Origin of the sequence: Flavonifractor plautii ATCC 29863, from assembly GCF_000239295.1 — a bacterium.
Lineage (GTDB): Bacteria > Bacillota > Clostridia > Oscillospirales > Oscillospiraceae > Flavonifractor > Flavonifractor plautii.
Genome location: NZ_JH417835.1, coordinates 13,203 through 27,244, shown reverse-complemented (window position 1 = coordinate 27,244; position 14,042 = coordinate 13,203). Strand labels below are relative to the sequence as shown.

General features: G+C 60.3%; 15 protein-coding genes and 1 pseudogene. 1 reads left to right on the top strand and 15 read right to left on the bottom strand.

Features of this window, described 5'->3' with window-relative positions:
• Nucleotides 1-5: 5 nt before the first annotated feature.
• The 15 genes and pseudogenes from pduA (HMPREF0372_RS15375) to HMPREF0372_RS21375 all read right to left on the bottom strand — a co-directional run.
• Nucleotides 6-281: a propanediol utilization microcompartment protein PduA gene (gene pduA / locus HMPREF0372_RS15375; RefSeq protein WP_007494473.1), complete on the bottom strand. Its 276-nt coding sequence runs from the start codon at nucleotides 279-281 to the stop codon at nucleotides 6-8.
• 62 nt (nucleotides 282-343) lie between these two features.
• Complete coding sequence (locus HMPREF0372_RS21215) at nucleotides 344-973, bottom strand: BMC domain-containing protein (protein ID WP_007494471.1); 630 nt, start codon at nucleotides 971-973, stop codon at nucleotides 344-346.
• A gap of 4 nt (nucleotides 974-977) precedes the next feature.
• Nucleotides 978-1,337: a glycerol dehydratase reactivase beta/small subunit family protein gene (locus HMPREF0372_RS15365; RefSeq protein WP_007494469.1), complete on the bottom strand. Its 360-nt coding sequence runs from the start codon at nucleotides 1,335-1,337 to the stop codon at nucleotides 978-980.
• A 1-nt stretch (nucleotide 1,338) separates the two neighbouring features.
• A complete protein-coding gene (locus HMPREF0372_RS15360) occupies nucleotides 1,339-3,159 on the bottom strand; it encodes a diol dehydratase reactivase subunit alpha (RefSeq protein ID WP_007494467.1) in 1,821 nt (606 codons plus the stop codon).
• Nucleotides 3,160-3,187: 28 nt separating this feature from the next.
• Nucleotides 3,188-3,703, bottom strand: coding sequence for a diol dehydratase small subunit (locus HMPREF0372_RS15355; protein ID WP_007494465.1), 516 nt, complete (start codon nucleotides 3,701-3,703; stop codon nucleotides 3,188-3,190).
• A 17-nt stretch (nucleotides 3,704-3,720) separates the two neighbouring features.
• Nucleotides 3,721-4,383 (bottom strand): propanediol/glycerol family dehydratase medium subunit, encoded by a 663-nt coding sequence (locus tag HMPREF0372_RS15350; RefSeq protein WP_007494463.1) that lies wholly within the window; start codon nucleotides 4,381-4,383, stop codon nucleotides 3,721-3,723.
• Nucleotides 4,384-4,399: 16 nt separating this feature from the next.
• Nucleotides 4,400-6,061 (bottom strand): propanediol/glycerol family dehydratase large subunit, encoded by a 1,662-nt coding sequence (locus tag HMPREF0372_RS15345; protein ID WP_007494461.1) that lies wholly within the window; start codon nucleotides 6,059-6,061, stop codon nucleotides 4,400-4,402.
• A gap of 24 nt (nucleotides 6,062-6,085) precedes the next feature.
• Nucleotides 6,086-6,895 carry a propanediol utilization microcompartment protein PduB gene (pduB, locus tag HMPREF0372_RS15340; protein WP_007494459.1) on the bottom strand — a complete coding sequence of 270 codons (810 nt, stop codon included), beginning with the start codon at nucleotides 6,893-6,895 and terminating at the stop codon, nucleotides 6,086-6,088.
• Between the two features lie 43 nt (nucleotides 6,896-6,938).
• Nucleotides 6,939-7,217, bottom strand: a complete 279-nt coding sequence (gene pduA, locus HMPREF0372_RS15335; protein WP_007494457.1) for a propanediol utilization microcompartment protein PduA — start codon at nucleotides 7,215-7,217, stop codon at nucleotides 6,939-6,941.
• A gap of 233 nt (nucleotides 7,218-7,450) precedes the next feature.
• Nucleotides 7,451-8,593: a 1-propanol dehydrogenase PduQ gene (locus tag HMPREF0372_RS15330; RefSeq protein WP_007494455.1), complete on the bottom strand. Its 1,143-nt coding sequence runs from the start codon at nucleotides 8,591-8,593 to the stop codon at nucleotides 7,451-7,453.
• Nucleotides 8,594-8,639: 46 nt separating this feature from the next.
• The gene (locus HMPREF0372_RS15325) at nucleotides 8,640-9,707 is read right to left on the bottom strand and encodes a helix-turn-helix domain-containing protein (RefSeq protein WP_007494453.1); all 1,068 of its coding nucleotides are present in this window, start codon (nucleotides 9,705-9,707) and stop codon (nucleotides 8,640-8,642) included.
• 38 nt (nucleotides 9,708-9,745) lie between these two features.
• The gene (locus tag HMPREF0372_RS15320) at nucleotides 9,746-10,969 is read right to left on the bottom strand and encodes a PocR ligand-binding domain-containing protein (RefSeq protein ID WP_007494450.1); all 1,224 of its coding nucleotides are present in this window, start codon (nucleotides 10,967-10,969) and stop codon (nucleotides 9,746-9,748) included.
• Nucleotides 10,970-11,202: 233 nt separating this feature from the next.
• The gene (locus tag HMPREF0372_RS15315; protein WP_230979315.1) at nucleotides 11,203-12,246 is read right to left on the bottom strand and encodes a phosphotransferase; all 1,044 of its coding nucleotides are present in this window, start codon (nucleotides 12,244-12,246) and stop codon (nucleotides 11,203-11,205) included.
• Between the two features lie 740 nt (nucleotides 12,247-12,986).
• A complete protein-coding gene (locus tag HMPREF0372_RS15310) occupies nucleotides 12,987-13,439 on the bottom strand; it encodes a low molecular weight protein-tyrosine-phosphatase (protein ID WP_007494437.1) in 453 nt (150 codons plus the stop codon).
• 94 nt (nucleotides 13,440-13,533) lie between these two features.
• Nucleotides 13,534-13,908: pseudogene (locus HMPREF0372_RS21375) on the bottom strand (DUF1016 N-terminal domain-containing protein); the annotation flags it as partial.
• Here HMPREF0372_RS21375 and HMPREF0372_RS20380 point away from each other — a divergent pair.
• Nucleotides 13,858-14,042: hypothetical protein (locus HMPREF0372_RS20380; protein ID WP_039997763.1), on the top strand; the 185-nt coding region annotated here is incomplete at its 3' end. The pseudogene HMPREF0372_RS21375 and the gene HMPREF0372_RS20380 overlap by 51 nt on opposite strands.

Below are 14,042 nucleotides of genomic sequence, written 5' to 3'. Positions count from 1 at the left end.
TCTTTTTACAGGCCCTTCGGCAGAATCTTCTCCACGTCGGTGTGGGGACGGGGGATGACGTGCTGCGCCACGATCTCGCCCACCTTCTCGGCGGCGCAGGCGCCGGCGTCCACCGCGGCCTTGACCGCGCCCACATCGCCGCGCACCATGACGGTGACCAGGCCGGAGCCGATCTTCTCATAGCCCATCAGCGTAACGTTGGCGGACTTGGTCATGGCATCGGCCGCCTCGATCGCGCCGACCAGACCCTTTGTCTCGATCATACCCAGAGCTTCACCCATTGTGATAACCTCCTAGAAAATATCAGAAAAATCAGTGCTGCCGTCCCGCTTTTCTGCGCGGTTCAGCGTTTTGCGGACTTCTTCCCCCGCCGTTTGGAGGGCGTCTCCTTCGCCTTTTCAGAGGGGGCTTCCTTCGGAGACTCCATCGCCTCCGAAGCGCCCTCCTCTGCGGGCTGCGCCTCCTCCGGAGACTCCGTCGTCCCCGAAGGCTCCACCTCAACGGGCTGTACCTCCTCCAGAGACTCCGTCGTCCCCGAAGGCTCCACTTCAACGGGCTGTACCTCCTCCGGAGACTCCGTCGTCCCCGAAGCACCCTCCTCTGCGGGCTGCACGTCTGCCGGAGACTTCGGCGGCTCCGGCGGATCCGTTGGAGCGGGCGGCGCAGGCGGCTCCGGCGGCTGATCTCCCACCGTGTCGGTGTTGTGGATCAGGCCGGTCAGCCCCATGGACGGCCGCGCGATTACCCGGGTGCTTACCACCCGGCTCACCTTGCCGGCGGCAATCCGCGCGGCGTCTACCGCCGCCTTCACCGCGCCCACATCGCCCAGGATCTTGATGGTAGTCCAGCCTCCGCCTTTGGTCAGCTCATAGCCCACCAGCTCCACATTGGCCGACTTCACCGCCGCATCGGCGGCCTCGATGCCGGCCGCCAGGCCTTGGGTCTCTATGAGTCCCAGGCTTTTTTGCTGCATGCTCTCACCTCCTGTCCAGGGCCTTCAGCGGCAGCTTTTTCACTAGCCGCGCCGCATTGGCCCCCAGCGCCCGCACCGTCTCCATACCGGAATTGGCGGGAATACGGAACAGGGGCTGCTCGCGCTCCAGCTTGGAGTAGTGGAGAACCAGCGCCTGTCGGTCCAGGCCGATTCCCACCTCCAGCCGGGAGCTCCGGGCGGCCTCCCAGGCCAGGGACAGGGCGTCGCCCGTCCCGGCTGCGGCCTCCCAGGGAATGCCCTCCTCCTCCATGCCGTACTGGAGCTGCCGCAGTACCTCCTGCGGGGTGTCCTCTGCACAGCGGACATGGACGGTGGGCTTGATCCTTTCTTGGATTACGGGCATATCAGCCCCTCCCTTCCGTCAGGGAGAGCACCAGCCCGGTGGCCACCGCGTTGCGGGGGCCTTCGGTGCCGCGGATATTTCCGCGGCCCGCGACAACCTTGTACTGGGAAAGTGCATCGGTCACCATCTGCGGAACCTCGAAGTCCAGCGCGGAGCCGCCCACCAGCACCACGAACTGAATATCCCGGACATTGCCGGTGGGGCTGACCCGGGTCAGGGCCCGGATCGCGTTGGTGACGAACACCTTCTGCTTGGCCTGCTGCCGGATGAGCCGGATCTTCTCCATGCTCCAGTCACCCTCCAGGGGGAGCAGCTTGCCCTCCTTGAGAATGACCACCTTGGCAAACAGGTTGGGATCCAGCGGCTGCTGGAAGAACTCCACGGTGCCGTTTTCATGGCGGATGTGGAACAAGCTCTCCACCTTGGCCAAGGGGTACTTTTTCACATCCTCCGCCGTGTCAAAGTCGGGCAGTCCCATCTCCGACTGGATCAGGAGTGTGACCATGTTGCCCGCTCCGGCCAGGTGGATGGAGTGGATCTGTCCCTCGGCGTTGATGATGGAGGCGTCCGTCGAACCGGCGCCCATGTCCAGAATGGCCAGGGGCTTGTTGGTGCCCGGGGTGGTGAGGGCGCCGCGGATGGCCATGTCGGCCTCCACGCCGCCCACCTCGACCGGGACGCCGATCTGCTGGGCAAATTCCCGGGCGATGGCCTCCATCTGGAGGCGGTCCGCCTTGACCATGGCGGCGATGCCCACGGCGTTCTCCTGGGAAAACTCGTTGGCCAGGCCGCCCTGAACCTTCTGGGGTGTGAATGTGTCGACCGCCAGCAGATCCTGAATCTTGATGTCCCTGGGGTGCTGGCTAGTCAGATTCGCCATGACCTGGCGCACCTTCTCCAGCATGCCGCCGGCGTTGGTTCCCGGCTCTCCCCGCACATCCTCCAGGCTGGGAATGGACTCCACGGCCTTCATGATCTTGTCGGCCCCGTCGTCCACATCCACTTTGACGCTGCGGTTTTCCCCCAGCAGCTCAATCGTGCCGGCCGGAATTTTTCGCTCCTTCACGTCTCCGGCCGGGGTCTTGATCACCACCGCCGAGCGGTTTCCAATCAGGGCCCGGGCGATGGGCACCACCTGCCGGGTCTCGTCAGAGGACAGGCCAAACAGAGTGGCGATGCCGTAGGGGTTGGAGAGCACCTCCACCACGCCGCCCACGGCGGCCACCTCCACGGCGGAGCGCATGCCGATAGGCACCTTGTCAATCAGCGCCACCTCGTCCACGATCGGGATCTTGCAGGTCAGGCGGTTGTGAATCAGCACGCCGTCATCCCGCTGGACAATGGCTGCGGTGACCTTGCGGTCCCCGGCGGTGGCCCGGTTGATCAGCCGGGCCGCCACCTCAAAGTCCACCGTCCCGGGCACCACTGCAATATAGTCCCGCCCGACCGGAGCCTGTTCCAGCTCCGTGATGAGAACCGTCTCTCCCACGCCCACGCCCATTCCGCCGGGTGTGGCGGGGTTGTGGCCGATCATGGTGGACTCGGTGATGATGGTCTCGGTAATGGTCTCCATGGCCACATCGCCGATGACGGGGGCGGCTTCATTCAGGCGCACCTCCGACAGCTCCTTGAGCTCCAGCCCGGCCTTCTCCAAAGCGTTGGTCAGGGAGTGAAAGATGCCGTTGATGTTCTGGCGGGTCCCCTTGATGCCCGTGGTGGGGACGGTTCCGCTGGCCAGGAAGACCGCGTGACCGTCCTCGATGCGGGCCAATGCTGTCTCTGTTGTCGCGTTTCCGATGTCAATGCCTGCGACCAGTTTCATTCTGGGGCCTCCTGACTCTGGAGTATGATTAGAACTTCTTCAGGCGGCCGCGCTTCTCATAAACCTCGGCAGCCTCCCGCACCAGGGAAGCGGCGGTCTTGGCGCCGTACTTGCCGTCCAGCTCGCCGGCGATGTCCAGCAGCTCCTGCTTGGTGGAGCGGTAGGGACGCAGGGCATTGTAGATCTCCAGCAGGCGGTCGTCGGGCACGGCGATGAGCTCGGCTGCGCGGCGCAGGTTGCCGGCAAAGGCCTCGCGGTGGACGGACTCGGCCACCTGGGCCTGCATCTCCAGGGTTTCGGGCGCGATGCGCATGTCGTCGGCGGAGAGCTCGCCGTTGATGACCTTCTCATAGCTCAGAGAGGTGAAGTCCTTGCCGGTGGGGGTCTTGATCTGGTCGGCCATGCTCTCGGCCAGAGGATAGTTGGCCGCGGTGACCTTGGAGCCGCAGCTGGAAGCGGCGGCGGGCGCGGAAGCGGGCGTGCCGTTCTTCATGGCGGCCATAACCTGCTCCACGATCTGCTTCATCAAAAGTTCCTGATCCATAAAACGTGCTGCCTCCTTTACTGGAACGAGACCGTAACGGCCTGCGGCTTCTTGTTGTTGTCCACCAGCTCAGTCTCCTTGATGTGGAGCAGGGCGGACAGCGCCTGATAGGTGGGGCGGGCCATCTGGTCGTTCCTGGTGGGAACCGGCGTGGGGGACTCGCCCTTGGCGTACTTGGCGGCGTTCTTGCCGATCTTGCGGTAGGTGTCCAGGTCGATCAGAGGCGCCTGGGAGAACAGCTCCAGATTGGACAGGTTGGGCAGGTCCTTCTGGTGGATAACTGTGGTGCCCTTGGACTGGATGCCGATACCGATGCCGGAGCCGGAGTACTCGGCGGCCACATGGGCGATGAAGGAAACATCGGAGGTGTGGTACACCTTGATGATGCGCCACTTCAGGCCCTCCTCCTCGATGCCGGCGATGATCTCGCGGAGCACCTTGTCATGGGGCAGGTCGATAATGGTCTTAACCTGCTTGGTGCCGAAGGCGGGCGCCAGGCCGATGACCACCTCGTCGGCGGCGGTGCCCTTCCGGGCCTCGCCATTCTCGGTGATGGTCAGCTTGCCCGCGGCCGCGGCGACAGGCGCCGCAGCGGGGGCGGCGGCGGTGCCGCTCACCTCGCCCATCTCCTTCAGGACCTCTTCAATTACACTGCGCAGCGTGTTTTCATCAAACGTCATGACTGCTTCACCCCTCTTAGATATCTTCCGGACGGATGGCGTTGGGAATGTTCTTCAGCTGGTTCCAGCGCTCCTCGCTGATCTGGTAGCCGGTCATGGGCCCGTGATACTCGTTGGGCACATTGACGGCGGAGAGCACGTGGAACTGCTCGTCGAAGATGGAGGCGGTGTGCAGGTAGTCGCCGGCCACCTTCTGGCGAAGCATGTTGTAGATGTTGTGAGCCACATCGGGGAAGCCGGCGCGGTCCAGCGCCTTCACGAAGTCAACGCCGGTCACCTTGCGGGCCATCATGTCCTCGATGGCCTTCAGATCCTCGTTGACGTTGCGCTCGGGCATGTCGTTGGAGCCGTTGGCATAGGTAGCGGCCTCCACCTCGGCGTCGGTGATCTCGGGCAGGCCCAGCTCGCGGAACATGCCCTGCAGGGCGCGGGCGGCCTTGTTGCGGGCCTTGAGCACGTCCTCCTCGCGGACGGGCTGCAGGCCGCCGTCGATCTTCATGTCGCGCTGGATGATGGTCCAGTCGTCGTAGTCCTCGGCGTCCCAGTTGGAACCGGCGAACATGTTGTCGTAGTTGGGGGTGGCGGAGTAGCCGGAGCAGATGTAGTCGGTGCCGGAGAAGAGCTGAGGCACGGTACGGGCCACGCGGCGCAGGTCGGAGTGGGTAAAGGTCTGGTCGTTGGAGGTGGTGGACTCCAGATCCAGCAGCATGGCGATCAGGTTCTCAGCGGCCACGGCGCGGATGCCGCCGGGTACGCCGGCGGGCACGCCGATGCAGGACACGGAGCCGTTCTGCGTACCCTGCACGCCGGCGCCCTTGGTGACAGCCAGGCAGCGGGCCTCCAGGTACAGCATGCTCTTGCCCTCGGCATAGCCCATCTGGACCTCGGAGCCGGTGCCGGAGGTAAAGCGCATCTTCAGGCCGCGGCTGGCGTAGCAGCTGGCCAGGAACGCCTTGGAGTAGGGGGTGTCGTCGCCGTCCATGAAGACGGGCTCGGTGCCGTAGACGGAGATGGTCTCCGCGTAGGTGGTGAAGCCGCGCATGCCGAGCTGCAGCTCGGTGGCCTCCTCCAGGGCGCACTGGGTCATGACACCGGGGCGGCCCACCTGGGCGCCCACGAACAGGGCCATGGCGTTGAAGGGGGCGTAACGGGCGACGGCCACGGTGGTCTCCATCTCGGCGAAGCCGCGGACGCCGGCCTCGGCGGCATCCGCCGCGATCTGAACCGGGTTGTCGCGCACGTTGGTGACGTGGCACTGGTTGGCGGGCATCATGCGGGCGCGCATCTTGGTCATGCCCATCATGATCTCCACGATGTTCAGCTTGCCTACGACCTCGGTCAGCTTGGCGGGGGTCAGGGACAGGGTGATGTCCAGGATCTCCTCACGGGAGACGTTGATGTCCACGATCTTGCGGGCGATCTCCAGGGAATCCATGGCCATGGCCTTCTCCGCGTTGCCCAGGCGGATGGCGTGGTCGGCGATGAAGGTATCGAGCATATCGAAATCGGCGCGGCACTTGCCGTCCATCTCGGTGATGACGCCGTTCTCAATCTTGATGCTGGGCTTGGGGTCGAAGGGGCTGTTCATGGCGATCAGGCCCACCTCAGGCCACTCCTGTACGTAGCCGTCCTGATTGACCGGACGGGCGGCCAGAACTTCAAAACGTTTTGACTTCATAGCTGTCTGACTCCTTCCCGGCAATTACAGAATATAGGGGGTGGTGGTGGACTTGAGCTCCACGCTGGGCTCCAGGGTCTTCAGCACCTGCATGCCCACATCGCGGGCGGCGATGATGGCCTGCTTGACGGCGCCGGAGTCGCCGGTGAAGGTCAGGATGACCTCGTTGGAGAAGCTGGTGCCGCCGTTGGCAGGGGAGCTATAGCCCACCACGTCCACGGTGGCGGCCTTCACGGCGGTATCGGCCAGCAGCACGCCGATGGCGGCGGGAGCGCCGACTGTGATGCCGAATGCCTTGCCGATGGGAGCGCCGAAGGCCTTGTTCAGGGCGTGGCTGGCGCGGGCGGTGTACTGGAACTCCAGGTGGCCGGCGGGGCTGCCGTATACGTCGCCCATGGTGCGCTCCACCTCCCGCAGGCAGACCTCAACGGCGCGGCGGGCATCGGACACGTCCTCGGCGCCGAAGATGATCAGGGAGCCGTGGCCGGCGCCGCCCTCGGTATCACGGGGCAGCTCGATCTTCACGATCTCGCAGTTGGTGGCCTTCACCGCCTCGTCAGCGGCAAAAATCTGGGGACCGGCGCCGGTACGGTCACCGATGATGCCGATGGAGCGGTACTTGGGGTCGATGTCCATCTTCTCGTGGATCTGATGGTCCACGTTGGCGATCACCAGGCCGATGGTGTGGCCGATGGCGGTGCCCACAAACTCCGTCAGGTTGCAGTTCGCGCTGCCATTGTTGCAGCATGCGGCGGCGGGGGCGGAAGTCGCGTCGGACGCGCCCATCTTCTTCATGACCTCGTCCATGACCTTGCTGATCAGTTCGTCTTTCATCTATGTTCCCTCCGAACTCTAATTTAAGTTTCCGTTATGTCGGTTACGCCATATTGGGAAGGATCTTCTCAACGTCGGTGTGGGGTCTGGGGATGACGTGCTGGGCCACGACCTCGCCCACCTTCTCGGCGGAGCAGGCCCCGGCGTCCACGGCCGCCTTGACGGCGCCCACGTCGCCGCGCACCATCACGGTAACCAAGCCGGAACCGATCTTCTCGTAGCCAACCAGACTGACATTGGCGGACTTGACCATGGCATCGGCGGCCTCAATGGCGCCAACCAGGCCCTTCGTCTCTACCATTCCGAGGGCTTCCTGTTGCATATTACTACCTCCTTATTGTGGTCCGCGGCGCGCCTGAAACAGCATTCGCACGCTTTCTGGCGAAATTATACCGGAAACCCTCCCCTGTTTTCTTGGCTGCCATATATACTTTTTTGTCGGAAGTCCTCCACCTGTTCAAAGCCTGTTTGTTTGCATTTCCTATAAACAACGCAAAAAAGCACCCCTTCGGGTGCTTTTTTGTAAATAGAGTGGTGCCGCTTCTCGCTCCGGGATTATCCCCCCATAACCTTATTCAAAAGAGCCTCCACATGCTCCGCCGCAGCCGGTCTGGGATTGGTGGCGGTGGTGGCATCCGCCAGGGCAGCGGAAACAATCTCCCCGCGCAGCTCCTTCACCTTGGAGGGCTCCGCTCCCCACTCCTTCAGGGAGGCCGGGATCTTCAGGGTGCGGTTCAGGCGCTCCACCTCCCGCAGAAGGTTGGTCACGCCCAGCCGCACACTGGGGGCCGGCAGGTCCAAAACCTTTGCCATGCGCTGATACTTTTTTGCTGCGAGGGCGTACTCGCCGTTCCGAATCCGTCCCAAGTCGGCGTTGAACGTAATGATATGCGGCAGCAGCATGGCATTGATACGGCCATGGGCGATGTGGAGCTTGGCGCCGATGGCGTGGGCCATGCCGTGGTTCAGCCCCAGCCCCGCCGAGTTGAACGCCAGGCCCGCCATACAGGAGGCGTTGTGCATCTTTTCCCGGGCCAGCAGGTTTGTGCCGTCCTGAAAGGCCAGCGGCAGGAAGCGAAACACCAGAGAAACCGCTTTCTCACACAGCGCGTCGGAGAAATCGTTGGCTCCCTTGGAGACGTATGCCTCCAGCGCGTGGGTCAACACATCCATACCTGCGTCGGCCGTTACCGAGGCCGGGGCGGAAACTGTAAGCTCCGGGTCCAGAATGGCGACCGGCGGACGCAACGCCTGGCTGTCCAGCGGATACTTGATCCCCTTTGCCCGGTCGGTGATCACGGCGTAGTCCGTGACCTCCGAGCCGGTGCCGCTGGTGGTGGGCACGGCAAAGCACTCCCACCGGTCTGTGTCGATGTGCAGAGTCTCCTTCGCCACCGCCCGGATGGCCTTGGCCGCGTCAATGGTGGAGCCGCCTCCCACGGCGATCATGACCTCCGCACCGCAGTCCTGAAGGGCCTGGACGCCGGCCGCCACCACCTCGATGGGGGGATCCGGCACCACGCCGTCAAATACAGATACCTGGCACCGGGTCAGGTGCCCCGCCACCTTATCCGGCACACCGATACCCGCCATAAAACGGTCGGTCACAATCATAACTTTTTTGTCCTGCACCCGGCGCAGGCGTTCCAGCGCGCCCTCACCAAAAAAGATTCTGGTGCTGAAGCTGAATTCCTCCATGTTTCTCCACCCTTTCCGGCGCTGCAAGGCGTCTGCGCGGCCGGTATCAGCCCGCCCCCTGCTCCCTGAACAGCTCGGAATGGGCTGTCCGGTATTCGCTGGGTGTCACTCCCACCTTTTTCTTGAACGCCTTGCTGAAATAATTTGTCTCGTTATAGGACAGCTCATAGGCGATATTGATGACCGGCATTTCCGTGTCCACCAGCATGCGCTTCGCCATTTCAATTCGGCTGTCCGTCACATAAGTAATATAGTTTTTCCCGGTCATCCGCTTAAAGAGCTTGCTGAAATAGCACGAGCTCATATTCGCGTACTCCGCCGCCTCATCCAGGCTGACCCCCCGCCGGATATTCCGGTCAATGTAATTCAGAATCTTCTGCTCGCTGTCTACCTCGTACAGCCCGCTCTTCTCTATGGCGTCAAAGATCGTGTCCAGCATCCGAACAATAAACTCATAGGTTGCATATTTCCGCTCCTGCTGGTCAAAGCGGACCCGAAAGTGCTCCAGGCTTCCCGACAGCTTCCACTGGGTGGTCCTGCTGAACGGGATTCCGGCTTTCGCCACTCCCTCCGCAAAGCGGACTGCACTCGTGCGGATAACACCCTTATTATCAGTACTTTGATAGAGCAAATCAAGGTATTCTCTTGCGGCATCGGTGCACTTTTTATACTGGAATCTCTGCAGGTGCTCCGTCAGGCGCCTCAGGTAAATCTCCTGCTGGTCGGCGGCGCATCCGCCGCTGCGCTCCTTACGCACCAAGGCGCGCACCGCGGCCAACAACCACGTGGGCCGGTACGGCTTGAGCAGATAGTCCCGGACGCCGAGGCGCCAGACATACCCTGCGATTTCCTCCTGCGTCCCCACCGATGTAACCAGGATCGGAGTGTCCGGGGCCGTCTTTCGCGCCGTGGTGACCATATTGCAGTGGGCCACGTCAAACCGTTCAACATCCGCAATGAAGAGATCCACCGCTCCGCTCTGAAGCTGCTGGATGGCCTGCTCCGCCCCGGCTGTGAGGGTGATTTCCGCCTCAGCCCCCAGCCCGGAGCGCAGAATATCCCCTGTAATGCTCTGCTCCAACTCGTTTTCAATCAAAACCAGAATCTGCTTCATGCGGCAGCTCCTTCCCGTTTACAGCACTCTTGAGCCGGCTATCCGTTCCGCTCCAGCGGCAGGTAAAAGCTGACCGCTGCACCGGCCCGCCCGTCTCTCCGCCGGTTGACCATCAGGCGGTATCCCCCTCCCAGCGTCTGCTTCAACAGGCGGTCCACACCGCCTGTATGAAAGTATCCCTCTTCCGCCGCCCCGGATAACTCCTCCGTCAGCTCCTCCACCGAGCGGCTGGTGTCATTGCTGAGAATCTGAAACAGCAGCCTGCCGTTCTCCTCCTCCGCATAGAAATCCAGCTTTCTGGGCTCCGCAGCCTCCGTTTCGGCCCCCTCCAGAGCGCACTCCACAATGGGCTGCAATACCATAAAGGGACAGGATACCTGATGATACTGCTCCGGGACAGAAATAGTATAGGCTAACTTGTCCCGAACCCAAGCCTTCCGTATCCGAAGAAGCGCCCCGATATAGTTCAGTTCTTCCCCCAAGGTGGAAATTTTTTGCTCTGCCCCCGCTGCATAACGCATCATGTCTGCAAAATCGTATGAAACCGCCTCTGTTTTGGCCGCCTTCTCCTCATAGGCTAACTTTGAGATAATGTTCATGACAAAAAAGAAGTAGTGGAGCTCTGTCCTGCGGCGGGCCGTATTGCTCTCCTGCTTCTGTACCTGCTTTTCCAGGTCCAGACGGGCCGCCCGCTCCTCCGAGAGCTGCTTTTCCTTCTCTCTCAGGACTCCATCCGCCCCCTTTCCAGTCCGCCTTTCCACAAATGTCACGATGATGTCGCGCAGCAGCTTTACAGATGCCTCCACTTTTTCATAGGTGACGACCTCCAGCTTCTGGTAAGCCTCCTCCCATTCCTTATCCCGTTTCCAATTGGGACGCTGTGGGAGGATGTGCTCCAGCTCCCGCTCGCTCTCCTCCTGTAGCCGCACCTGCCCGCCCAGCACCGCTCCCATATAGCTTCCATTGACAATGAGAGGAACCGCGAAATCCACCAGATCGGCGTGGCAGCGGTAAATGTACGGCTGTCCGGTGATCGCGGCGTGAAGTCCGCCGTGCGCGTCGCATTGCTCACACATCTCTGCAAATCCCTTTGCCTGTCTCCCCAGCATGCAGTGAGATGTGAAGCCGCTGTATTTGGTAATGGGTATGCCTTTGTAATCCACCGTGATAAATGCAAGGCCCATCGCTTTTGAGCAATTATCCTGGATGTTCTGCAGCAGGTCCAGATCAATAAAATCGGACAATTTTCTTGCGTCCTCCATGCCCCTCTATCCTCCTTCTCAATTTTCCGTTCCGCCCCATCTCCCGGCGCAGACAAAGGGTTTTACTCTACCAGATATCCGGTAGCGCAAGTGGGTACCCACTTGCGCACCAGCCATGTTTTTTCTCTATTATAACAAAAAAGTCCATTTGAGCAACACCACTTTATCCAAATAATTACTTTTTTGAGAAAAAAACACATGGCAAGCCCGCCATGTGTCTTAATTTGCTGCGTTTATTCCAGGCAATCCAGGTAAATTTGCGTAACCGCTCCGATGGCCTGAACCGCATCCTCCATCGTATCCCACCGCTCCCGCTCAAGCAGAAGGTACCGGCTGAGCACCAGGCAGAGCTCATGCGCCTGTCCTCTGGCCTTCCCGTCCAACTGAGCGAACTCCGGGGGCAGAGATGTTGTAATCTGGGGGAAACAGGGCACCGCCGCAAACCCAAGCACATCCGGCAGAAACCCACGGGCTAGGTGCTCACAAAACCCGCCCGATCTCTGATAAATCGGCTTTGCATCCTCTCTCCAAAACTCCGTAAAGTGCTCCACAAAGGAGTAGTAGAGCTCCAGCAGGCTGGAGAGGAGATAGGAGAGAAAGGTACGGCGCGCCCCTTCCGATGGGAACGGCCGGAAACACGCTGTGCAGTACTGGGTCAGCAGGCTGGCCGCAAAGTATCCGATATCATAGCAGAGCGGTCCGGCAAAGGTATACTCCATGTCAATAACCTTGAGCCGCTCCTCGTCTGCAAACACGTTGGACGTATGCAGATCCCCATGTATCAGAGCCTCTCCCCGGGTCATAAATTTGTGGCGCAGCTCGTAGCAGCAAACCCTGATGCTCTCATCCCGGTCAATAAGCTGTTTGAGCACCGGGTTTCCATTATGGGTGAGGTAGGGTGCATCCCGCAGGAACACCCAGTCTTCCATGATGGACCGCATATCGCTGTTGCGGAAGCGTGCAGAAAGTCTTCGAAACAGGTCTGCTTCCAGATAAAACTCCGAGCAGTAAAAGGTGCTCGCCGCAACAAATTCCCCCACCTGCTCCGCCAGTCTGGGTAGCATGACTCCCGAGCAGAGCAGCTTCCGAACCTGAGCGAGATCAGACACATCCTCCATCAGAAAAATTGCGTTCTCCCAGTCCACATAATAGGTCTCCGGCGTGTACTGGGGTACAATGGCATGGCGAAGCCGGAGCGTCTCATATTCCTGACGATTCCGCCATATGGGCAGAACTATTTTGTCGTTCTTCCGGCTGGCGGAACGCCCCTGCTTCACGATGACAGACTGCTTCCCGTTGGAAACCCGAAATATATAGTTGATCAGCCCGCCTTCATCCGGTTCCCGAGGCTTCTCCTCTCCTTCCAGTGCGCCTATGCACTGGATATCAACCGGTCCCGATTGGTCAAACACAGGGTAATGGCTGCGCAGATAGGGCAAAATCTGTCCTTCCTCCAAAATCCACATCTGCGTATCACCCCCGTTTTATGTGTGCTGTTATCAAAATAGCACCGAACCGGCGCTGCCACAATGGAATATTTCGTCCTGTCACCCTATTTTTCTGCCATAGTATGCATAATTTTTGTCTTCCCATTCCAGCCATGCATGGCTTCTTACTGCTAACCAGCACTCTCCAGTACAAGCATAATTGCCGAGTCCAGGACTCAACTCCGGTGATCAGGGACATTATGAGTATGCTCTCCAGCAGTTCCCAGAGTGTGGGAACTGCAAAAAATACCCGCCGGAATCTATGGACTCCGGCGGGCTCCAGGAAAAACTCCAATCTAAATATTTTTATTAGGACATACCTTTCCTTTTGATTGACGATACTTTTATGCTGTACGAACGTTTTGGCGTAGGAGAAACCTTAATGCCAGCAATATAACGGTGTTCAGTTTTTTTGATGACCCTCTACATTTGCAATATCTCAGGCTGGCATAGTTGTCCCGTTCCATTTTCCATTGGATACCGACTTTTGCTTCGCAGACAATCAGTTCATCGACTTTGGTTCAACCTTTTTACATTAAATTGTCTAAAAGTCCCTCACACCCCTCCAGCACATCCTGCCAGGTGGAATCAAAGTCTCCCGTATACCAGGGGTCCGCCACCTCTTGATCCGGTCGGCCGGCGTACTCCAGCAGGAGATGCATCTTGTTGTTGAAATCGCCGCCGCAGATGCGGAACATATTGTGGAGGTTGGCCTTGTCCATCCCAATGAGCAGGTCGTACTCCTCGTAGTCGCGGTTGCAGAGCTGCCGGGCGGCGTGGCCCTCGCAGGATATGCCGTGCTCCGCCAGCTTCCGCTGGGCCGGCGGGTAGACCGGGTTGCCGATCTCCTCCCGGCTGGTAGCCGCCGAGGCGATTTGAAACTCGGCCTCCAGGCCCGCTTTTTTCACCAGATCTTTCATGACATACTCGGCCATCGGGCTCCGACAAATATTGCCGTGACACACAAAAAGGATTTTCTTCATGCTCCAGACACTCCACACTCTCTGTATTTTCTTCAGTATAGCAGGAATCCGTCTGTTCGTCGAGTGTGGATTGCAGCCATGCCCCAGCCTGGATCTGTTCCAGCAGCTCGGACTTGGTCCAGCGGTGCTCCAGAGCGGCCCGGAGATACCATGTGCGTTCCTGGCTGCCTTCACAGCCCTCCAGAATGGCCACATTCTGCGTCCAGCCCAGCTTTAGGGCCAGCGCCCGCAGTCCCCGGCTATCTGCGTAGGCTCGGTAGAACTCCCTCATCCGGCGCAGGTTTCTGGGGGAGAAGCCCCCGCACTCGGGGTAGTTGGCCTGGAGATACTCAGCGGCCATTACCGCCGCGCCCTTCTCCGGGCGAGCACAGATGGCCCTGCCAATCTCAAGGTACAATTCCGCCTCCGGCAGTTCGGTTTGCAGCAGGGTGTCCAGGGCCTCGTCATCCCGTTTATCCCCGAACCACACGCCGCCGAAGTCTCCCAGCTGGAGTACCACATCTTTCTTGGTGAGCTCTTGGCCCTCCGGGAAGTATTCCGGGCGAAACCGCTCAAAATTCCAGTGGGTATCGCCTGTAGCGAAGATCTTCATGCAAGCTTCCT